The sequence below is a fragment of the Neolewinella marina genome, from assembly GCF_002631205.1.
Classification (GTDB): domain Bacteria; phylum Bacteroidota; class Bacteroidia; order Chitinophagales; family Saprospiraceae; genus Neolewinella; species Neolewinella marina.
In genome coordinates, this window is sequence record NZ_PDLO01000001.1 from 1,155,013 (window position 1) to 1,175,638 (window position 20,626).

Sequence of the window (20,626 nt, forward strand, 5' to 3'; positions counted from 1 at the left end):
CCGATAGGTGCAATTCAGGGAGCGTCACCTGAACCGTACCGGCCATAGTAGACATCCTTTCAATTCCGATAGGTGCAATTCAGGGCCGGGCGAAGGTCTACAACGCCAGTAAGGTATTTACCTTTCAATTCCGATAGGTGCAATTCAGGGTACCGGACGGGCAAGGCCCCCGTAGCGTTCCAGCCACTTTCAATTCCAATAGGTGCAATTCAGGGGCACGGACACCAGCCAGGTAGGTACGAATACCACCCACTTTCAATTCCGATAGGTGCAATTCAGGGTCTGTTGTCATGTGCCGTCCGTGGGGGTTCTCCCTGCTTTCAATTCCGATAGGTGCAATTCAGGGCATCCCGCTCAAAGGCGTAAGTGGGCTTGGCTACGTCTTTCAATTCCGATAGGTGCAATTCAGGGTAGTAGCCATTTGCGGGGAAGCGGTGGCGTAGTTTACTTTCAATTCCGATAGGTGCAATTCAGGGAAAATCGCCCTCCGCGAAGATGCGACCACCATTCATCTTTCAATTCCGATAGGTGCAATTCAGGGTGTACATGCCTGACGCCAATATCGTCTTCAACCCCAACTTTCAATTCCGCTAGGTGCAATTCAGGGCGCTTCGGTTGATTCCTGCCAGTTTGCCATGAGCAACTTTCAATTCCGCTAGGTGCAATTCAGGGGGCCTGATCGAGAGCATCCCCTATTCGGTCTTTGGCACTTTCAATTCCGCTAGGTGCAATTCAGGGCCTTCACGCTGACGGCGCAGAAATGTTCATGAAAGACTTTCATTTCCGCTAGGTGCAATTCAGGGGCCGTACCAAAAAACAGGAAGGTATAAGGCACTACAACTTTCAATTCCGCTAGGTGCAATTCAGGGGGCTTTAGGACAAACGACCAAGCAGACCTATGTTGCTTTCAATTCCGCTAGGTGCAATTCAGGGGGTTAGGCGATAGTATCGCCGCAGCGCTTCGCGTTCTTTCAATTCCGCTAGGTGCAATTCAGGGTAGTTTCGGAAATGCCACCAACATGGGTAGTAGCAACTTTCAATTCCGCTAGGTGCAATTCAGGGGCTACGCCGTTCAGATCGTGAAAGGCATCAATCCACTTTCAATTCCGCTAGGTGCAATTCAGGGCCACTGATACCGGGGCGCAGGGAAAGGACGTACACGACTTTCAATTCCGCTAGGTGCAATTCAGGGTCACCCAAACCACCCCGGATGACGACCCCATCATCGACTTTCAATTCCGCTAGGTGCAATTCAGGGGGTTCTATTTACACGGCGATAATGGCCCGCAAAGACCTTTCAATTCCGCTAGGTGCAATTCAGGGTGCCCGAAGTCCAACCACGTTGAGGAGCATCAACACCTTTCAATTCCGCTAGGTGCAATTCAGGGCTTAGTGGGGGCGCGCATACCTCCGAATACAAAGGCCTTTCAATTCCGCTAGGTGCAATTCAGGGCCAGCCCACAAGACGGGTAAGGCCACCGATGGCAAGCTTTCAATTCCGCTAGGTGCAATTCAGGGGGGTCACCTGCACGGTACCGGCCATGGTGGACATACTTTCAATTCCGCTAGGTGCAATTCAGGGGAGGTTGACCAACAGTTTGTGGGACATATAGACACCTTTCAATTCCGCTAGGTGCAATTCAGGGCATGGCTGCCCGCTGCTCCCCTCCTCGCATCGTGAACTTTCAATTCCGCTAGGTGCAATTCAGGGTCACCCTCGGTTCTCCGGACTACTTCTATCGTAAAGACTTTCAATTCCGCTAGGTGCAATTCAGGGCCCGATAAAAACGACAAGCAAACATAGCATTAGTTGGCGTTTCAAGTCAAAAAACAGCCGCCAAGCGCGTCGCCAACTAGTAACGCAATTTCTCTTGCTCACCGACGACCTCACATCCTACTGATTACCAGTCACATACTCTATGGCCCACCAAATGCATCTAGCATTGGTTTTCTATCGGCGCTGCTTCGACGACTAAAGAAACTGATCCGTACTGGCTCGCTGACGGCCAAAAATGCGACGATTCACACGGTGAACATGTGTGTTAGTAAAGATTATGAAGCTATCGTACGTCGGGTCCATAATATCCAGTGCTTCGGCTTCCAGCTCCGAGAGCTCTACTGCTCTAATCTCCCCTTCAAAAACCGAATTTTGAACCCAGTGCAGGTACCGGCGGCAGAGCTTGAGCATCTTGTTTGTCCGCTCAGTGGCTACATCGTATACAGCAATTACGTACATATAATGTTTGTTGGTAGCCTCTTAAGGTGTTACCACCATGCATGAAAGGGACTGTACTGTTCGTTGATCTTCATTACATACTTCGCTATTTTGTAGCATTCAATACGCACTAAATACCGGTAACTGACGCGCTTATTCAATTTTCGGTGTTGAATCCCCGTTTTTAGTCGATCCTCCCAGGCAGCAACAAACTTTTTCCGCCCACGCTCGTGGAGAAAACAAGCATTATCGACCAAATCAAAATCATGGCTACCAAGTTCTCGTTTATTGCACATACGGAAGAGCAGGCGATCGACAAGTAGTGGCTTGAATATTTCGCTGATATCTAATGCGAGACTGTATCGGCGGAATCCGGGTTCGTGCAGAAAGCTGACCGTAGGATTAAGTTGACTGTTATAAATAGCATCCAGACAAAGGGTATAACACATTGCATTCCCAAAGCTGACCAAGGCATTCAGCTCGTTACTTGGTGGACGCTTTTGTCGGCCATTCCAATCGTAGCCGGGCACGATGATCGGAAACGCTTCGTAATAGATCTGCCGGCAGTTCCCTTCAATGCCCATCAGTTCCGGTACGTCACTAGCCGCATGAATTTGGGGACGGAGCTCGGTAATACGGTCGATCTGTGACCGCAGGTCACGATCTCTGGCCTGGTAATACTTGAGGTTGCGCAGCATATTGAAGGTTGCGCCCTCCACGAGTCCGGTGGCCAGATGCATCCGGCGGCGGGAAAGCCGGTATGCATTGGTCTGTGCCAACAGCATCTGCCCCGCCAGCAAATGTTCTCGCGGGCTAAAAGACCCTGTGTAGTGCTGGTGGTAATCAAAGAAATGAACCGGCACGTGATGACGACCTAAGAAATTGTAGAGTGCACTATTGGCATCTACGCTGCCGAACATGTACAACGAACTGACATCATTTATCGGTAAGAATCGCCGCTGATCTTCACCATTCTCCGTTGTGGACTGGAAGCAAAGCGTTTTATCCCTCCGGCTCATTCTTCCGGGATTAAAAAGATAGTAAGCTCTTTTCATGACGGCGGCGCGTGGGAGCGAGGTTAGGAAAAACAAAAATCGTGAAAAGCGCAACTGCGACAGTAGGATTTTCGCACGATCTCCGGGCACTTTTCCAGTTGGGTGATTCGTTCTATTTCGGCTAGCCACCCCGGTATAGTGGTATCCCGATCCGCAGCCAATAATGACACTTCGGTAGTACGCTTTTGCCTGGGATATTCTACCTGCCCGGTGGCCGCTTTTATACCACGAAGTTCCAGGAGGTACAGGTAATACTTCACCTGTGCTACGTGAGCAAATTTAAGCTTCGGGCTCTTTTTGGTTTCCTTCACCACCTTTTCCCGGGGATCAAAATGATCGATCTTCACGCCATCGAAACTGAGCTGACGCCACCGCCGGGCCGCCGCCGGTAACTGGTTCGATCGATCAGCTTGCCAGCGGCGACGTCGCGGCTGTTGTCTTCCATCCGCAACTGCTGGTGGTGCAGCCAGAGCTTACGGTGGCAGAGGAGGAGGTAGGTTAGGTGGGAGGCGGAAATACTCATAACGTTTGATCGGCTAGCCAAGGGTAACCGTAAACTGACGCAAGGCCAACATCGCGCCGGTATGCGCCGGGCAAGGCGTAGTACACCTGCATGTCTTTGCCGTCATCTTCTCGACCTACTCTAATAGACAGGGTGCTGATGGCAGGGCCGCCATCTGCCTCACCCTTCCTCAACTCTGCTTCAATCTTGTAACTTGGGCAGTTCACTCCGTGCTCCAAAAAGAAATCATATAGTGCAGACTGAGACCTCACCTTAAGTCCATCAGGTTTTATTGTAAGTACACTAACTTGGTCCGCAATCTCCCGAGCTTTCCAGCTTGCCCCGACGCTACCTTCATCTACACTCATATGATTACTTCCCGCCATAAGCCATGTCCCCTTTATTAGACTCTCGTATTCTAACTGATTGGCTTGAGCCGCGCCAGTGATTGTCTCTACACTGGGATATAGATCATTTGTGAGACTAACCAAAATTTCCGGAGTCAAGCGAAATGGCTGTGCGTTGTTAGCACTTGCCGCTATTTGGGTCAGGGTTTGTAGATAGGGTCTGCCCGGCTGGAACGTTTTAAGTTTATTCTCTTCGGGGATAACGTAAGGCCAGGCATAGGCCTCCCCGGTTTCGGTCACGGGTTCCGTGATGTATAACCGGGCCTGGACAGGATCAGTTGCCTCTGTTGCGAACCTGGCCAGCCTTCCTACCCGCTGAGCCAGGCGGTCCCAAGGACAACAGTCCGAAAGCATCAGGTTACTGCTGATATTAATGCTCATCTCACCGATCTGGGTCAAAATTGCGATCCCGCGAGCCTGCCCCTTACGGTGTGCAGTTTTCCCTAAAGTTTGCAGTAATGACGTCTCAATATTTCGCTTGTCGGATTCCGTAAAGCGACTATGGTAGAGTATAATCGGTACTTCAGTGTCCTGATCCCGTAAGTATTGATAATAATCAAGTGCGCGACGTACCGTATTAGCATATATGATTCCTTCTCCCGCCTGTATCATTTGTTCGATGACATTTGCACAGTCTGCTGGTGTAACTGATTGCCCAAGAAAAAACATATTCTTTGTAACGCGCCCGCTTCCCGGCTGGGCTACTTCTCTGATCGGCGAAGTGACTCCATATAACTCCCGAGCCGAATTTGGTACCGTGGCGCTCATAATTAGCGTAGGCACCTTCAGAATACGTAGGGTTTTTAGAAGCCGGACCATGTTTGCCTGTATGAATGGATCATAAAAATCTGTCTCATCAAAGACCACGCAACTATTGGCTAGAAAGTAGAATGTCGCGTAATGATCCTCCTTCTGGCCGGTGAGGCACGCTAGCAGATGATCAATAGTGCAAACTGTAATAGGGAACGCTAATTGTTTACTAAGCTTATGCCGTTCGACAGATTGGCTACTACGAGTATAGTCGTCCTGGCTTCCATACAGACTATAGAAGGCACTGGAGTGATATAGGCTTACCGGTGAGGCTTCTCGACGTGACGGTGACGATATGGGCTGCTCGCGGAACTCCAACGGGAGGTATTGCTCCTCAATCTCCTTGAGAATAGCATTTGAGGTGAAGCGAGTAGGCATAGCTACAATCAGGCGATCTGCTTTCGGCCTTTCTCCTAAAATCTGCTGCTCAGCCCACAGTAGACTTGCGTAAGTCTTGCCACTACCGGTTGGTGCGCGGAGGATTGTCCGTTCTTCACCTGCAGCATGGATCGCTAACTGTTGCACGGGGCGTAGCTCTGAACCTGGACCGTAACCACGGGATCGTTTAAAGGGAATCAAAGCAACCATACCATCGTCACCCATACCTTCCCAACGACTGGCCCGCGTATCGGCTAGGCGCAACAATGTTCGAACGGCTGCGTACTGAAACCGGCGCAGTACGTTTTCCCGGTAGGGAGCATGTTGGTATGTGTTGTGCTCCCGCGCGATCCGTTGGTAGAGTTTATAAAATGGTCCATTGCTCTGGAGCGGGTCGGTCAAGCCATCTTCCTGCCACCTTCTCTCTACGTGAGGGGATAAAGAAAGCTTGCCGTGGTGTGCTGCAATCGCGCAGTAGGATTCGTGGGGGAAGTCAGGCATGGTATCCTGCAGGTACTTACAAGAGGCAAATTCGTGACGATACTTTGCGCACTTTAGGTTTGGCGCGGCCGACTTATTCTGCTTAAAGCAGTCCCGTTCGTAGAGCGCCCGGGTCTTATAATCACCTGGATCGTACGGAAGCCCATGTTCTATCAACCATTTGCGGTACAGATCGACATCTCGTTTACAGGGTTCTTGCCAGGGACGGCGGCCCTTTCCATAGTCGTGGTACTGCTCGGCTAGCTCGCAGCGCTCAATCAAGTCCAGGCCTGTCAAGTCACGGTATTTGATGGCTAGGAATGGCCAAGTGACACGGGCTTCCGAGCCAAAACGATGCACACTTTCGGTGTGCGTACTTAAACGAATTCCGTTGGGCTTGCCGTACTTTTTCTGCAAATCCATTACGAAAACTCGGGCCGGTAAACCGCGGCGTTGCTCAGGGAATCTAGGGCTTTGCTGTATGCTTCGTACACCGTATCCCCATCGCTGGTCGCGTCATTACCAAGGAAATACTTTGCCCCGCGTGCGTCCAGTTCCTTAAGAATGTTCCTTTGCTGCGATTCGCTATCGGTCGTGAAGTACTGTACAGCTTTGCGGCTCATACCCGGATCTAGGACGATAAGTACCCGGTGGGGTTCGCCAGACACGGCGTTACGCGCCTGATTAGCGTAGTCGGTCATGCTACGGGTAGCCTCCAAAAAGAGTCGAATTCGCCGGCGGTGTTCCGTATCATCTACGTGCCGCTCATAGTGAGTCGCTACGTGGCTCTCCCCTTCGTAGGTAAATTTTTTGGTGGCGCCCACAGCACCAATGTCGAGGTGGAAATTCATGACCATCTCGTCCTGTTGGCTGTACTCGTTTGTGGTAAGAGCCTGTTTTTTCTCGGCGTCCTTGCCAGACATTTTAAGGCGTACGAGCAGGTCCTGACCCACCTGGCTTTCTCGAAGCGCAACGGCGGGGGTTACCGACAGGGGGGCGGTACGTCGACCGGAATAATCACCTAGATTTGTGTCCAGGAAGCCACCCAAATCGCTGCGAAGATCGGTAGCGATATTGGTAGATATACCGTCTCCGTTACTCACGTAGGTTTCTCCTCGGTTAGGGTCGCTTTCATTGATCCGATCAAGGGCACTGAAGAGTACGTGGCGTTGCATCTGCCCGCTGACGTAAACCCTTCCATCAGGGCGACGCTTGACGCTACTGGCATTGCCTAGCAATTTTTCACCGCGATTGGCGGCGTGGTTCTCTAGGGTAGCTACTCCGGTTACTAGAATAGATTTTATGGTATCCATTTAACTGAGGGATTGAGCGGTTACCCGAGTTTAGGGGGGCCGCGGTTAAAATTGTGGAATTGACTTTAGGTTTTTATTCGTCCTCCGAATAGTCCACCTCACCGTGGGGATCTACCGGTAGTTCATTCTTGTCGGCCTGTTCTTCTTCCTTTGAACTGACGTGTTCCTGGCGTAACCGCATGAATGTGACGATGAGGTTTTGTGCTTGTTTCAGCTCAATACGATCTGGCCCTGAAGTCAGCATAGCCTCAAAGAAGGGCCCCGCCGCGCTGTCGATGTCCATACTAGCCATTCGTCCGATCGTGGTACTGAGCTGGCCTAACAATTGATCGGCAGTGCGGGCGCTGCGAATGTTGCTTTCCAAACTGGCCAGCACTCTGGTTTTGTAGGTATATAGGTCTCGGTTAGTCTTTTTGTCCGCATCTGTGCGGGCCCTGGCTTCGAAGTAAGCAGCCTGATTGATACTACGCCCGAGAGCCATAGCGGACTTCAGAATGGATTCGTTAATGCCTTGCATAAGAAAGTACTTGTGAAATATTAGGTAAAAGGACATTGGGTAGGTTGCCCTCAGCGAAAGAAATCCTTGAAAAGAAGCCGGGGTGAAAAAGCGTAGAAACCGATCAACGTTACGAATCAGATGCTTCCACTTAGGATTACTGTAATCCATGCGACCATCCGCCGAGTCGTAAAATTCTACCTTCCACAAGTCATTGAGCATGGCATACAATACCCCACCTTCGGTGAGGGTCACCAAATGGTGACCAAACTGCTCCTGTCGGATTGAATCATACCCAACGATATATATTGGAAAGGATGCTAGGTAGGTCAGCACCTCTTCGACTTTTTCTTCACTGTGCTGATCCGACTGCTTGCGCCACTCACTGATGGCTGCAACCAATCCTAAGCTTCCAAAATCCACGTTACGTAGCGCGTACCTGAAATTTCCGTTGAAAATATCTGGCCGCTTGTACTGCTTTTTCTTCTCGTCGAAAGTACCGGTGAGTACTTCCGGCTTTAGATTGTGAAGAATTCCATCCAGCACTACTAAGTATTCGAAGAGCGGGTATCTACCCGTTGACTGAACATAAAAAGGCAGATCTGGAATGAGTCCGACGTTAGTGAAACTACCGTAATCTAAAGCAGCTGCCTTCCGTGGGGTACTTGTTGCAACAGCCGTGAATGCTGCGCTTAGAACATCGTCACTAGGGTCGCTCATTGAGCGCGTTCCCGCGTTCATTTTAGTGGTCATTGGTGAGAACGAACGCTTAAGCGAATAATTTTTTGTCAGCTTCCCCTTGAGTGCCTTTCGTAGCCCAGCCATCTCCTTGACCATCATGGCTGAGTTGTTGCTGGTCAGGACGTGAGGGGAAAGGAAGTAACCATTAGCCGTGTTCTGTCCACTAGATTTCCCTGGCCGGAGTCCTCCCCTATCATCTCCAAAATTGCGGTAGACGAATTTTCCAACTTCTGGACCATTCGCGTTTTTCTCCAGAAGAAAACCATAGTGGTTTAAGCCCAAAGAAGTATCCGCCAGAGTAGCTAACTGCTTGAATGTCTTGATCTGCGGAAATTCGTTATCGTTTTGCTTCCAAAAGTCAAACATCGCTACCGCTAGTCCGTAACGTGGCAGGGGGTGGAGATCGTTGGGATCAAACATCGGATGAAATTTTCGTGGCGACCCACCCCTCACTGGTGCCTAGGTAAGTTGGGGCCATAGCTAGGCTATCGAGTGTTTCGAGCATCCGCCAAACCGTTGGCGTAGCACGCACCGGTATGCGGTAAGGGGTTCGAGTTACCACGAAACCACGGGTTTTCGGACTTACGTAATACATTGGAAAGGCATCCCCTAAGGAGCTACTGTGAATCTTTTGTTCTTCCGTCTCATACAAGTCCTCAAGCTCGATTCGGACAAATTCCTTTCGATCACCTACCTCCTGCTTGTCTGGTCCTTTCTCCTTTGCAGTGGACCGTAGTTTGGTTATGAGTCCTTCTAGTCGGAAGTCATAGCGGCGACTCCCACCCACAAAATTCATTCCACGATCACGTAAGTGCATGGACCACAAATCATCGTAGGTCATCAAATCTTCTGGCACCAGAGCTTTCTCCAGACTCAAATGATACTGTAGTAGGCTGAAGTACCCACTCTTAGCACTCTTCGATTCTTTGCCGCTCAGCCAGGGATGGCCTTTCCAGATTTGTACTTTGCCAAACTGCTTTTTCGCCAACTTGGTGAGTCCTTGCATTACTTCCTTACGCGTCTGGTGTGGGAGGTGCCAGCCGAGTGCATTTTCCAACATTCCGTAAACCATCTGTGGGGGCGGTACCAGCTCGCTACGGAAGTAGGTTCCTGGCTGCGCACTTACCATAGATAGTGGTGCCAGAGCAAAGATTTCTATTGCTCCCTTCTGCGTCAGTTCGGGTGGCTCGAGGAAGAATCGCAAATCTAACTTTTCCATGGTGTTTTATTTGATGGCACCAAAGCCAATGCCAGTACTGTTTCCAATACCAACGTTCCAGGCAAATGCGATGCAGTGCGGATCACCCTCCGCGATTACTGGGCACAGGCTTGCCTTATTATTGATTTTTCGGTAGGTGCACATTTTAATTTTAGGGTTGGGGAAGGATCGATCAAAACGTAAGCTGATGCGCCCCACTACTCCTGCGTGCTTCATCTTAGCCTGCATAGTCTGCGTCATATATGTGGCTGCCATTTCGTCCTTGTAGTAGTAAAACTGCACGGATCCATCTTCGATTTGGCGCTTGACTAGTACCGGACTCTGCATAATAAAGCGAGCACTTGTACCGAAGGTGGGTTCGCGCTGGGGCATAATACTGGTTACACGCATTCCCCAGTTAACTTCCGTATCCCGCTGCAGTCCTGCGATAATATCCGCCATTAACTCATCGTTGGCTGCACTTACGTGAAAGTGTGTTCCATTGGGGTAGTACAGGCCCCCGTTTCTGACCTGTCCGTTAAAACCAAGCCAGCTTAAGCTGTACAAGGATATTTCGTCATGCAATGAGTTTTCTCCAAGCCACTGGTGGATCCTGCCCACTAGCTGTTGCTGGTAGTCGAACGGAATAATCCGGCGGTAATTTGGACTCAAGTTGAAAGTTACTCGCATATCGTTGATATCTATTACAAAGGTCACACGGATCCCACCCCAAAAATCAGGGTGCCCCCTCCCCTTTCATTATCCACTTTTTCCGTTGCTGGGCAGCTTCCTCTCCGAGCTTAATGAGAAGCCCCTTGGGCCTGTGCACCTCCACGTGGCGATGGTTACCTAGTACAAACGGTATCAACCCGATGAACGAAGCATTAATGCGCCCCTGAAAATCATAGGTATTACTTTCCTTCCCTGGACGGATATACTGCCGGGCTTGCGGATGACGCTCAATTAGATCATTATAAGCGCTCACCTTCAGCGTGAGGTGGACCAATTCAGTTTTGTCCATTACAATGTTAAAGGCATCAGCCTGCCGATAGAAGTGCTGCGCTTCGCACATCCAGGGTTCGTCAAGTATAGTTACGCGCTCCATCCGGGAGAGCAGGAAAAAAGAAGTGCGGCGTTTATCGGGATCGACATCATACGCTCGAATCATGCCCCGCTCCGGCTCGAGGGCAAAAGCCTCCACTTTACGGTCGCGAACGTCATTACCCGATCGACTACGATAGCCGACCAGCAGGATCCGACGTTTTTCCCGACATGCACGTTCAATATCGTTGATCTTTTCGATCTCCGGTTCACGCAGTGCTTCGAGCCCCAGTTGCTGGTAATCGTAGAGGGATTCCAATTTGTTGTAAAGTTGGGTCGCCTCCGCGGTTGGTAGTTGACCAAGTAGCCTTTTCAATCGCGACTTGTCCGTTTCTGAAAGCGGGGAGAGATACTCTAACTCCTGGAATCCTTTTCGAGGTACCACGTAATAGCGAAAATGAACGTCGTGCTCAATTTCAATTCCTGCAGCCCGCAAGTTATTCATGTATCCAGTTACCGTATCTAACTTGGGTACTCCTAGGAAATCAGCTAAGTTTTGTCGGGTCAATCGCTTGGGTGCTGCGAGTAGCTTAAGCAGCATCCGGACAGCATTAGTCGTAGGTGTGGGCATATCTGACCCAAGAAAGTAAAAGCATTGTTTTTCTCAAAATTTTCCTCTCCTTGACTTAATTTAAATAATAGGATGGATGAGAATAAATAAGTCTTATCGGACGTATTTCATGGCTTCTAACCTAGTAACAGGCCGCAGAAAGTTGCTGCAGATGTCGGAATTTTTATTTTGGTCTACCTTGATATTTATTCTAAATCAATTCGCTCAAATCTCACCATCACGTAACCGGAAAATATTCCCAACCCATAGACTGAGACGTTTGCCAGCACTTATCAATAGCACGGTATTATAGCGACGGTCGGCCACCGGCCCCTTGTAGGTGCTGGCCCCCACCCAGTTTTTCGCCGGGCCACAGGCCCGACGGCCCGGCAGGACCTCGCGGCGTACCCAGCGCAGCGGCGCACCCGCGAGCGTCCGTAATCATCTCACGCCGGCCCACAGGCCCGACGGCCCGCCAGGACTTCGCGGCGTGCCCAGCACAGCGGCGCACCCGAGCGTGTCCGTATCATCTCACGCCAGGCCACAGGCCCGACGGCCCGGCAGGACCTCGCGGTGTGCCCAGCACAGCGGCGCACCCGCGAGCGTCCGTAATCATCTCCCGCCGGGCCACAGGCCCGACGGCCCGGCAGGACCTCGTGGTGTGCCCAGCGCAGCGGCGCACCCGCGAGGGTCCGGTCATTTTAGTCCCTCACCGCACCGGTGCTGTACCCGGCCCGATGGAGGATTCCCGGAACCAAACTTCGGTATAGCTGCCGTTGGCGTACTGCTCCGCTAGGTTTCCGTCGTAGGTAGCGGCACCGCTGCTCCAGACCATATTCGTAGCGGGGTCCCGGCCATTGGTTTGGTTGTAGGCCCCCTGCTTGAAGAACTGCTTCTCCCCCGCGTAGGCCGTGGGGCGTTCGGTGCCGTCGCGACCGATGCCGGCGTAGAGGGTTACGATTTGCTCGGGCATATCCTCCTTCCGCGCGTAATCAGAGGCCAGGAGGCTCTTGGTAAAGGTCTTGGGCGGGTATCCTTCCCGCTCGAAGGTGAGGTACATCACTCCTTCGTAGACGTTGATCTCGTAACTGAACTCCTCTCCCAATGCGACACCGTCTTCCGGTTCGGCCGGGTAGCTGTCCGGACCGCTGCCGAGGGTCGACATATCGTAGCCCCAGATGGCCGTGGAATAATCCCAGCGTTTGTCGTTGTCGCCCTCTGTGTTGATTTCGTAATTCCAGAAAACGGAGCCCCGCTCGTGTCCCGGAAACTTCTTGTAGAAGATCTTGATGGGTTCGTTCTCGTGCCCGTCCGCACTGTGGATCTGCCCTACAACCACCGAATAAGAGGAGGCCACCCGCGCATCTCCGGAGGTGGAGACGTGCATTACCTTGAGGGTGCCGCGCAGTTTGCCCCCGGTTTCGGGTTTCCACCGGGCTTTCTGCCCCAGCTCCGTCCGGGTGTTGTGGGAGTTGGGGGAGGTGACCCCGCCGTTCGGGGTTTTGTAGACGACCCAATCCGTGCTGTCGTGGGCTACGTAAAAGTATTCCGGGTGGGCAAAATCCGTCAGGTCGCGGATTACCTCTCCATCACCGAGCATAATGTTCCACTGGTCGAGGGAGGGAATTACGTCGCTCGGGTACAGTATGTCGTCCGGGGCGGCGGGTGCCGTGGTCGCATCCGAATTCCCGCTACAGCTGAATGTCAGGGAAGCCAGGATGATCAGGGAAAGCGCGTAGGCGGTTTCTTTCAATTGGTGCATGAATCGTCAGTTTATATCATATTTCACGGGAGCGCGCCGGCCGGTTTTACATGACCACTCGACGGGCAAATTGGTTAACCGGCTTTTGGTTAACCAATTTACAAGGTAGCTTTTCCAGACTGATAAAAAAATTACCGCCCTGAAGTGGGTAGCCAGTCACTCCTTCACCGGGTGGTGGCGCGGGCGCGGGAGTTCTCCGTTCGCCTTAACCGGCCGTCAACCCGGTGAACATTGGGGAGTGCGCCGGCCCGAATATTGATGCGCTGCAGGGGTACCCACACGCGTTGCATGCCGGAGGTGGGTGGTCGTGGTCGGCTGCGTCTTGAAAGATGGGGAATCGGGGGATGTCGCCAGTCCCGATGAAAAAACCGTAGGGTTTACCTCACCGGCTACTCCCCGGACCCGCTGAAATTGCCCAGGTCGATGCGGCAGCTGCAGAGCCCTTCCGGCCAGGGGCAGCGGGCGGGTTCGTACTCGCAGAATTCCAAGTGGAGGTAGCCTCCGTCGCCGGGATCGAAGTAGTCGTCATGCATGCGCTTGAGGAGCTGGGGGTAGAGCAGCCGCGCCGAGACACCCTGGGGGGCATCGGCCAGGGTGCGGTAGGCCGCCCAGAGGTCCAGCAGGTCGCGGACCAGGGTTTCCAGCTGGTGGTCGGTAAGGCGCTCGGCCGGGGGGAAGGCCTCGGGCTCGAAGCCGAGGGTGTCGTACATGCTGCGGTTGCTTTCCCCGGAGGTGTAGCGTTCCACGTCGGAGAAGTGGCGGATGAGTTCCGCGCGCTGCCGTTCTTCCTCGGTCACGAAGTACTCGTCGGCCAGGGGTCGGGGGCGTTCACGGCGGCGCTGGGCGGCGGCGAGGAGGTCGCCGCAGAGTTGCTCTACATAGCGTTGCATGACGTGAAAGATAGGAAAGCTTTCTACATCCCCGCCCAAACAAAAGAAGGGGTGCCCCTGACCGGCCGAAACGGCTGGCCGGGGGCAGACCCACTTCTCAATAAAAAATCACAACTCAAACTTCAAAAGCATAATTCTGGGATCGGGAGAAGGAGCTGGTGCTACTGCTTCTCTTCTTCCGATTCCTCTTTGTCGTCCTGCTTCGCCTTTTTGTCCTTCTTTACCGGAGCGGTGGCGCGGCGGGCGGCGCGGCGCGACTGGGTGGGGGCCGGGCTGGCCGCGGCACCGCCGCCACCGTCGTCGCCGCCGCCCATCAGGTCGTCGTTGCTCACGCCCCGGGTCTTGCGGCGGGCGCGGTCGGCCTCCAGCTCACCGAACTTGTAGCTGAAGGTCAGCTTCACGTTGCGGTTCAGGAGCAGGTCTTCGCGGACCTGGGTGAAGGAGGCCGTTTCCAGTTCGCTGCGCAGGGTCCAACCCTGGCCGGCGAAGTTCTCGGCGGAAAGGCCGATGGTGCCCCGCCCTTCGTTTATTTCCTTGCTGACGCCGAGGGCGTACATCCCGAATCCGCCCCGCGAGCCCTGCAGCTGTACCCGACGGCCGCGCATGAAGGTGAAGGCCTGGGCGCTCCAGCCGTTGTTCATCTTCAGCTGGCTCATCAGGCGGCCGCCGTAGTTGAAGCCGGAGTTGGTCTGGGTGACGGAGATTCCGTCCAGCCCGGTCACCAGTCCTTCCAGGCGGGCGTAGTCGAGGTCGAATCCGCCGTTGACCGTCCAGCGGTTGGTCAGGTAGAGGTTCAGGAAGACGTTCATGCCCACGGCCTGCTCCTGACCAATGTTCTCGTAGGTGGTCAGCAGGGTACCGTCCAGGCTGTCGATGGGGGTACGCACCTCGTTGATGGCGTTGGCCGTGTTGCGGCCGAAGAGGGAGAGGTTCAGGTAGGTCTTGCCCAACATGCTGCTGTAGCCCAGTTCGTAGTTGTCGGTGAGTTCGGGGCGCAGCAGGGGGTTGCCCACCTCGATGTTCTGGGTGTTCTCCAGGTTCACGTTGGGGTTGAGTTGCCGGAGCCACGGGCGCTGGATGCGCCGGCTGTAGGCGGCCTTCACCGTTGTGGCCTGCCCTACCCGCTTGGAGAGGTTGAGGCTCGGCACGAAGTTGTCGTAGTCGGGGATTTCGATGGCCTCGTTGTCCTGGGTAGCCGTGATGCGGGTCTGTTCGTAGCGCATACCGGCCTTCACGGTCACTTCCCCGGGCAGGGAGAGGGTGTAGGCACCGTAGGCGGCTACGATGTCCTGTCCGTAGTCGAGCTGCCCGGCGGGCCGCGAGCCGTCGGCCGTGAAGGCCCCTTCGCCCTCGGCGCTCAGGTAGCGGTAGTCGCTGTTCACCTGCCGCAGGATGCCCTTGGCGCCGGCCTCCACGATCTGGGTTTCCCCGATGGGGTGGATGTAGTCGGTCTGCAGGGTGATCTCCTGGTTGTTGTTGTCGTTCAGGTTCTGCAGGCGGTTCAGCACGGTTTGCTGGCCGTTGAGGCTGGAGGATACGAAGTTGGTGTTCTCGTCGGTGGTGCTGTACAGGGTGGAGACGCTCAGTTCCCGTCCGGCCTTGATGACGTAGAGGTAGTCGAGGTTCAGGTCGATGCTGTTGCCGGTGCGCTCGCTTTCGATGTCGCGCAGGAAGGTGGACAGCGGTTGCTCGTTGGCGTAGACGCTGGTGGTCTGCAGCTGGTCGCGGTTGAAGTTGCGCAGCCCGAACCGGATGCCGGCGGAGAGGAACTGCCGGTCGGTAAGGTCATAGTCCAGTCCCAGGTTGTAGCGGCCGAACATGCCGTTGTCGCTGGCCTCGCCGAACTGCTCGCTGCGGCTGTCGGTGAACTGCTGCACCAGGGAGGTCTCGGCGTCGTTGTAGAAGGCCCTGCCGAAGCCGCCCAGGGTGAGGCCGAACTTGCCCTTGCGGTAGCTGCCGTTGAGCCCCAGGTTGGAGCCCCGCAGCCCCAGGCCGGTATCGACGTTCAGGAAGTAGCCGGCCAGGCTGTTCTTCTGGGTGATGATGTTGATGATGCCCCCGGATCCCTCGGCGTCGTACTTGGCGGAGGGGCTGGTGATCACCTCCACGCTCTTGATCTGGTCGGCGGGGATCATCTTCATGGCGTCGGCCACGCTGCTGGCGATGATTGTCGAGGGCTTGTTGTTGATCAGTACGCGGATGTTGCTGTTGCCGCGCAGGCTCACGTTGCCTTCGAGGTCGACCTGCAGCAGGGGTACCCGGCGCAGGACGTCGGCGGCGTCTCCGCCCTTGCTCAGTTTGTCCTGCTCGGCGTTGTAGACCAGTCGGTCCACCTTCTCCTCGATGAGGGAGCGTTGGCCGGTGACGGTGACCTCCTCCAGCAGTTCAGCCGATGCGCCGAGCTTGATGGTGCCCAGGGCGGTGGCCTTGCCGCCGGCGACGGTCACGTCGGGAACGGAGATCTTTTCGTAGCCCAGGAAGGTGATTTCCACCCGATAGGTACCGTCAGCGACGTCGGTGACGGTGAAGCGCCCCGCCTCGTCGGTAAGGGTACCGTTCACCAGTGCCTCGGCGGCCGTGTAGAGGCTAACCGTGGCGTAGGCTACCGGACTGCCGTCGGTGGCGTCGGTCACCACCCCGGTGATGGAACCCGCCGCGGGCAGCCAGCGGGAGGGGCTCTTGGAAAAGGCCGTTGCACCGGCGTCCGCGCCCGCGGGGAAGGCGGCTAAAGCGACGCCGGGAAGCAACAGGCCAAGAAGAAAAAGTAGATTGGGATACAAACGAGTCCTCATCGTGGTGGGGTTATGCAGGCAAAAGAAAGGCCTGCCATCACGCCCGTGGGACCCGATCGACCATTCGGCATACTCCCTCGACCATCCGGGATGCGCTCCGACGCCTCCCCCCGATTTGATCGACGATCCGGCACCCGAGTCTTACTCGACCAGCAGGACGGTGTCCGTACCGATGAGGGAAAGCTCCGAGGGCAGGGCCTCCTCCGAGAGGTAGGGGGAAAGGTCGAAGGAGAACGTCCGCGTCAGGTAGGCCATGCAGGTGAATTCGTCGACCTGGTCATCGAAAATCAGGCGGGCCGAGGACTGGGTGGGGTTGCTCTCCGCTACGTTCCCGGTGGTGACCAGGTCCAGCGTCCAGTGGTCGGCCGTACAACCGCTGGCGCCGATCTCTACCGTCAGGCAGCGGTCCTCGACGCGGGCCGACTCCAGGATGAAGTGGTCTGAGGCCAGTCCCTCCACCGACCCTACGATGCGGATGTCGGGGCCGCAGGTGAGGCGCAGGGCCTCGTCCTTCTCGCAGGCGAAGGAGAGAAAAGCAAGCAGCAGGAGGGGCAATACACTCAACTTGTTCATGGTGAATCACGCATTTGGTTCACCGAGAATAGGACGTTGGTGGCTGACCAAACGTTGGTCGGTTGGAGGCCGAAATTGTGCATCACGCCACCGGAAGTTCCATCTCCGGGTCGGCCGCCCGGGGACGGTGCACCGGGGCCCAGTTTTCCTTGTGCCCCCCCAGGTTGGCGGCCTTGCGGAGAGCCTGTCCCGCCTGGATGCCCGACTGGATGGCGCCGTCGATGTAACCGACGTTGAGCCCGAAGTCGGTCCAGTCCCCGCACAGAAAAAGGTTGGCAAAACCGCTTCCCCCCGGCCGCAGCCGGTACTGGTCGGTATCCGGCAGTGAGAGGGTGTATTGGTCGGTGGGCCGCACGTTGACGCGGAGGTATTGATAGGCGTACCGCTCCTCCGCGGTGGCCGTGGGGGCAGGGCCGTGGAGCAACATGGCGTTGAAGACGCCCGGGTCGGTGTAGGCCAGGGGCCAGAAGAAGGCCATGTAGCGGTCCAGGTAGTCGCGGAACGCTCTCCCCATCTCCGCCAGTTCGCGTACCGGGTAGCCGTGGTCGGTGAAGGGCGGCAATGGTTCCGACAGGAGGTAGGGTCCGGTGAAGTAGGCCACGAAGCGCGGGCAGTGGTCCGCCGGCCAGGGCTCGTGGGGCAACACCAGGGAGCTGTCGAGCCAGGAGTACATCGGGTCTTCGTACACCACCACGTTCGGTGCCCCACCGCTCAGGGGCAGCCCCCAGTCGTAGGCCTTGAAGCCAAGCTGCCGCAGGGTGACCTTCATCCACAGCTGGGCCGCCTGGGTGGGGGTGGTGGCTACGCGGTCGACCATTTTTCGCCAGGCGGGTACCCGCTCGATAATCTCCGGGCAGATGGTTGGCAGGCAGCCCACCGGAATGCCGAGGACGACCTCGTCGAAGTCGGTGCCCAGTTCAAGGGTATAGGTGCCCACCCCCTGCCAGTCGGCCCAGGGGTCCTCCAGGTCGATGGTCGCCGCCAGCAGCCGTTGGGCCTGCTCCGGATCCAGCTGTTCGTAGCGCGGGGTGGCGGGCCAGGCACTGAGGCCGTCGGCCAGGACAATAGCGGGGTCGTAGTCTTCCCCCACCAGGTCCACCTGCCGCTGGAGGGTGATGCGCTCCATGCGGCCGGAGTCGGAATAGTGTACCTGCTCCACCCGCTGGAAGAAGCGGAAGGTCACCCCCCGCGCCTTCAGCAGCTGGTAAAGGGGCATCACTAGGGTATCCCCCGTGCCGTAGCGCATCTGATAGACGAAGCTGCCCTTGTAGCCAATGGACTGGATCAGGAACTGCAGGGCCGAGCCGGCGGCCAGGGCACCGCCCCGATCGTTGACGAGGTTGGAGAAAGTGCCGGTGTAGAAGAAGCGGACGACCACGCTGTTTAGCAAGTAATCCGGTGCCTCCTGACGGCGCAGCCATTCCCGGAAGTCGTAGCGGTCAATGGCGTCGAAGTTGAAAGAACGGGTGGTGGGATCGTACACGTCGTCCAGAATCCCCTTCAGCAGGTAGTAGCCAAAGGTGAGGAAGAGGATGATGCGTTCCAGGCGCGGGTGGGCGCTCAGGCCGGCGTAGAGGCGGTCGTCGTGCTCCTCGAGGAAGTCACCCAGCGACCGCAGTAGCCGGCGGTGGTGGTCGTAATCGTCGTCCGAAAAGTCGGCGTGGGCCTCGTGGAAGGCGTCCAGCAGGCGCTGGTATCCTTTGGGTATGACTTTGCGTGAACTGCGCAAGAGCAAGCCCATTGCGCCGGTCAGCCAACCCCGCCAGCCCCGGGGCGCCGGCCCGTAATTGGGGAAGAAGTGGGCCAGGATCAGCCGCTCCAGCGGATTGGCGTCCTTGCCGTAGGGGCTGCCCATGACGAACTCCAGCAGGAGGGCCATCCCCTTGCGGATCAGGGCCCAGGGGGGAAGGGGCCCCGCGGTGCCCGGCAACTCCTCCGTACGGGGGAAGATCAGCGGCCAGCTCGTCCAGTGGTCGGACCGCTCCTCGGTGGTCAGCAGGGTGGTATCGTTGGCCACCAGGCCATCGCGGAAGAGGTCTTTCAAGGGGCTTCCGGGATCCAGGCCCCGGCGGGCGCGCTCCTCGTACACCTGGCGGAACAGCCGGAAGGTGGTATCGTACCACCCCTGCAGGATATGGATGCCGTGTTCCTCGATGCGACCGTGGGGGCCGCGGCCGGTGGCGGTCTTGCCCCCCAGCCGCCACCCCATCTGGTAGAGGGTTACGGAGTAGTGGTCCTGCCAGCCGGGATAGTCGGTCAGTTCGTGGGCGGCGGACAGGGCGGCCATTCCTCCGCCCAGGATGACGATTTTCTTGCGCATGGGATCAGGAGTTGGCGGGAGCAAGCCACCGGCGGGTGGTCCAGCGGTTGAGGGTGCGGCGCAGTCCGGCCAGCAGGCCGACCCAGGGGCGGGGGGTGCGAGGGGGCAGTCCGCCCGAAGGGTACACCGGTTCGCCGTCGCGGATCAGCTCCACCAGCCGCGGTTGCCGGTTCCAGCGAGCGGCCAGCCGGTAGAGCCGGTCGAGCTCCGGCAGGATGAGGAGGTTGTCGAGCACCTCCGCCCCCACGCTGTGGCCGCAGTGGCAGCGGCCGAGCAGGTGACGCAAGTCGGCCTCGGACAGGGGGTAGGTGGTGGGATAGAACGCCGAAAGCTGGGTAAGCAGGTCCACCGCCGGCCCCTGGGGGGCGGCGAAGATGCGGCCGAGCTCCCCGAAGGCGAACCGTTCCTCCTCCACCATGGCCTGGGCAAAGAGCAGGCGGTAGAGGACTACGTTCAGGAAGGTGCGTTCGCCCGGGCCCTCCCGCTCGGCCAGGTCGGGGTACCGCAGGTAGCCGTCGATGACGCTCGAATTGTGGGCGCGGTACCAGCTCACCTCCCGCGGGTGCTCCAGGTATTCCACCCACAGCTGGGCCGCGGCGGGCAGGAGCCGGGGGTCCACCGCCCGTTCCCGGGCGCGCACGGCCAGCTCGCAGTGGTAGATGTAGCCCAGGTTGACGGAGTTCCACCAGGCGCTGCCGGGGGGCTTGGCCTGCAGGGGGCGCAGAACGGCCCGCTCCTGCCAGCGCATGAAGGCGAGCTCTGAATTACCCAGGCCGCCGCCCCCGCCCCGCCGGTGGCCGTAGCGGGCGTAAAACCGCTGGCGGGAAGCGTACCGCAGCGCCGGGGATTCCCGCAAGGGTTCCATCCAGGAACGAAGCTCCCGCTCGAGATCCTCGAGCGGGGCAGCGACTTGTGTTGGCATAGTGCGAAGGACTGCATCCGGGCCCTGGCGGACTGATAATGAGCCACTTACTAAACTACGGGCGGGTGAGCAATTTAAGTGGAAAAGACGTAATTTTAATTTCGGGCAAGGTTCTCGTCTG

General features: G+C 56.4%; 16 protein-coding genes and 1 CRISPR repeat array (1 of these 17 cut by a window edge). All 16 genes read right to left on the bottom strand.

The window, feature by feature from the left end; all coding sequences use genetic code 11:
- A CRISPR array of direct repeats spans positions 1–1,777; the repeat unit is 29 nt; unit sequence CTTTCAATTCCGCTAGGTGCAATTCAGGG; it begins 2,610 nt to the left of the window's first position.
- A 195-nt stretch (positions 1,778–1,972) separates the two neighbouring features.
- A complete protein-coding gene (cas2, locus tag CGL56_RS04760) occupies positions 1,973–2,236 on the bottom strand; it encodes a CRISPR-associated endonuclease Cas2 (protein WP_099105327.1) in 264 nt (87 codons plus the stop codon).
- Between the two features lie 29 nt (positions 2,237–2,265).
- Positions 2,266–3,270: a type I-B CRISPR-associated endonuclease Cas1b gene (cas1b, locus tag CGL56_RS04765; protein WP_099105328.1), complete on the bottom strand. Its 1,005-nt coding sequence runs from the start codon at positions 3,268–3,270 to the stop codon at positions 2,266–2,268.
- A 23-nt stretch (positions 3,271–3,293) separates the two neighbouring features.
- Positions 3,294–3,617, bottom strand: a complete 324-nt coding sequence (locus CGL56_RS04770; RefSeq protein WP_167641476.1) for a Dna2/Cas4 domain-containing protein — start codon at positions 3,615–3,617, stop codon at positions 3,294–3,296.
- Complete coding sequence (locus CGL56_RS04775) at positions 3,614–3,793, bottom strand: Dna2/Cas4 domain-containing protein (RefSeq protein ID WP_099105330.1); 180 nt, start codon at positions 3,791–3,793, stop codon at positions 3,614–3,616. The genes CGL56_RS04770 and CGL56_RS04775 overlap by 4 nt, the downstream gene beginning before the upstream one ends.
- On the bottom strand, positions 3,790–6,270 hold the full coding sequence (gene cas3 / locus CGL56_RS04780) for a CRISPR-associated helicase Cas3' (protein WP_099105331.1): 2,481 nt from the start codon (positions 6,268–6,270) through the stop codon (positions 3,790–3,792). Before cas3 ends, CGL56_RS04775 begins: the two co-directional genes overlap by 4 nt.
- Complete coding sequence (gene cas7p, locus CGL56_RS04785; protein WP_099105332.1) at positions 6,270–7,160, bottom strand: type I-PGING CRISPR-associated protein Cas7/Csp1; 891 nt, start codon at positions 7,158–7,160, stop codon at positions 6,270–6,272. The genes cas3 and cas7p overlap by 1 nt, the downstream gene beginning before the upstream one ends.
- A 73-nt stretch (positions 7,161–7,233) precedes the next feature.
- Positions 7,234–8,817 (bottom strand): hypothetical protein, encoded by a 1,584-nt coding sequence (locus tag CGL56_RS04790; protein WP_099105333.1) that lies wholly within the window; start codon positions 8,815–8,817, stop codon positions 7,234–7,236.
- Positions 8,810–9,616 carry a CRISPR-associated protein Cas5 gene (gene cas5 / locus CGL56_RS04795; protein WP_143470615.1) on the bottom strand — a complete coding sequence of 269 codons (807 nt, stop codon included), beginning with the start codon at positions 9,614–9,616 and terminating at the stop codon, positions 8,810–8,812. Before cas5 ends, CGL56_RS04790 begins: the two co-directional genes overlap by 8 nt.
- 6 nt (positions 9,617–9,622) lie before the next feature.
- Complete coding sequence (cas6, locus tag CGL56_RS04800) at positions 9,623–10,285, bottom strand: CRISPR-associated endoribonuclease Cas6 (protein ID WP_143470616.1); 663 nt, start codon at positions 10,283–10,285, stop codon at positions 9,623–9,625.
- Positions 10,286–10,331: 46 nt separating this feature from the next.
- On the bottom strand, positions 10,332–11,237 hold the full coding sequence (locus CGL56_RS04805) for a helix-turn-helix transcriptional regulator (protein WP_167641475.1): 906 nt from the start codon (positions 11,235–11,237) through the stop codon (positions 10,332–10,334).
- Positions 11,238–11,955: 718 nt separating this feature from the next.
- A complete protein-coding gene (locus CGL56_RS04810; protein ID WP_099105337.1) occupies positions 11,956–13,008 on the bottom strand; it encodes a polysaccharide lyase family 7 protein in 1,053 nt (350 codons plus the stop codon).
- 389 nt (positions 13,009–13,397) lie between these two features.
- Positions 13,398–13,898, bottom strand: a complete 501-nt coding sequence (locus CGL56_RS04815; protein WP_099105338.1) for a hypothetical protein — start codon at positions 13,896–13,898, stop codon at positions 13,398–13,400.
- Positions 13,899–14,059: 161 nt separating this feature from the next.
- A complete protein-coding gene (locus CGL56_RS04820; RefSeq protein WP_099105339.1) occupies positions 14,060–16,690 on the bottom strand; it encodes a TonB-dependent receptor in 2,631 nt (876 codons plus the stop codon).
- A 141-nt stretch (positions 16,691–16,831) separates the two neighbouring features.
- Entirely contained in the window at positions 16,832–17,263 is a 432-nt protein-coding gene (locus CGL56_RS04825; RefSeq protein ID WP_099105340.1) for a hypothetical protein, read from the bottom strand.
- A gap of 82 nt (positions 17,264–17,345) precedes the next feature.
- Complete coding sequence (locus CGL56_RS18325) at positions 17,346–19,583, bottom strand: NAD(P)-binding protein (RefSeq protein WP_209280246.1); 2,238 nt, start codon at positions 19,581–19,583, stop codon at positions 17,346–17,348.
- A 4-nt stretch (positions 19,584–19,587) separates the two neighbouring features.
- Positions 19,588–20,505 carry a hypothetical protein gene (locus CGL56_RS04835; protein ID WP_143470617.1) on the bottom strand — a complete coding sequence of 306 codons (918 nt, stop codon included), beginning with the start codon at positions 20,503–20,505 and terminating at the stop codon, positions 19,588–19,590.
- Positions 20,506–20,626 lie beyond the last annotated feature (121 nt).

Bases quoted from the DNA above. Each gene is read 5' to 3' on its own strand.
- CGL56_RS04775 (WP_099105330.1), bottom strand. From the start codon at position 3,793: ATGAGTATTTCCGCCTCCCACCTAACCTACCTCCTCCTCTGCCACCGT.
- CGL56_RS04825 (WP_099105340.1), bottom strand. From the start codon at position 17,263: ATGAACAAGTTGAGTGTATTGCCCCTCCTGCTGCTTGCTTTTCTCTCC.
- CGL56_RS18325 (WP_209280246.1), bottom strand. From the start codon at position 19,583: ATGCGCAAGAAAATCGTCATCCTGGGCGGAGGAATGGCCGCCCTGTCC.
- cas7p (WP_099105332.1), bottom strand. From the start codon at position 7,160: ATGGATACCATAAAATCTATTCTAGTAACCGGAGTAGCTACCCTAGAG.
- CGL56_RS04805 (WP_167641475.1), bottom strand. From the start codon at position 11,237: ATGCTGCTTAAGCTACTCGCAGCACCCAAGCGATTGACCCGACAAAAC.
- CGL56_RS04790 (WP_099105333.1), bottom strand. From the start codon at position 8,817: ATGTTTGATCCCAACGATCTCCACCCCCTGCCACGTTACGGACTAGCG.
- cas3 (WP_099105331.1), bottom strand. From the start codon at position 6,270: ATGGATTTGCAGAAAAAGTACGGCAAGCCCAACGGAATTCGTTTAAGT.
- cas5 (WP_143470615.1), bottom strand. From the start codon at position 9,616: ATGGAAAAGTTAGATTTGCGATTCTTCCTCGAGCCACCCGAACTGACG.
- CGL56_RS04815 (WP_099105338.1), bottom strand. From the start codon at position 13,898: ATGCAACGCTATGTAGAGCAACTCTGCGGCGACCTCCTCGCCGCCGCC.
- CGL56_RS04835 (WP_143470617.1), bottom strand. From the start codon at position 20,505: ATGCCAACACAAGTCGCTGCCCCGCTCGAGGATCTCGAGCGGGAGCTT.
- CGL56_RS04820 (WP_099105339.1), bottom strand. From the start codon at position 16,690: ATGAGGACTCGTTTGTATCCCAATCTACTTTTTCTTCTTGGCCTGTTG.
- cas2 (WP_099105327.1), bottom strand. From the start codon at position 2,236: ATGTACGTAATTGCTGTATACGATGTAGCCACTGAGCGGACAAACAAG.
- cas1b (WP_099105328.1), bottom strand. From the start codon at position 3,270: ATGAAAAGAGCTTACTATCTTTTTAATCCCGGAAGAATGAGCCGGAGG.
- CGL56_RS04810 (WP_099105337.1), bottom strand. From the start codon at position 13,008: ATGCACCAATTGAAAGAAACCGCCTACGCGCTTTCCCTGATCATCCTG.
- cas6 (WP_143470616.1), bottom strand. From the start codon at position 10,285: ATGCGAGTAACTTTCAACTTGAGTCCAAATTACCGCCGGATTATTCCG.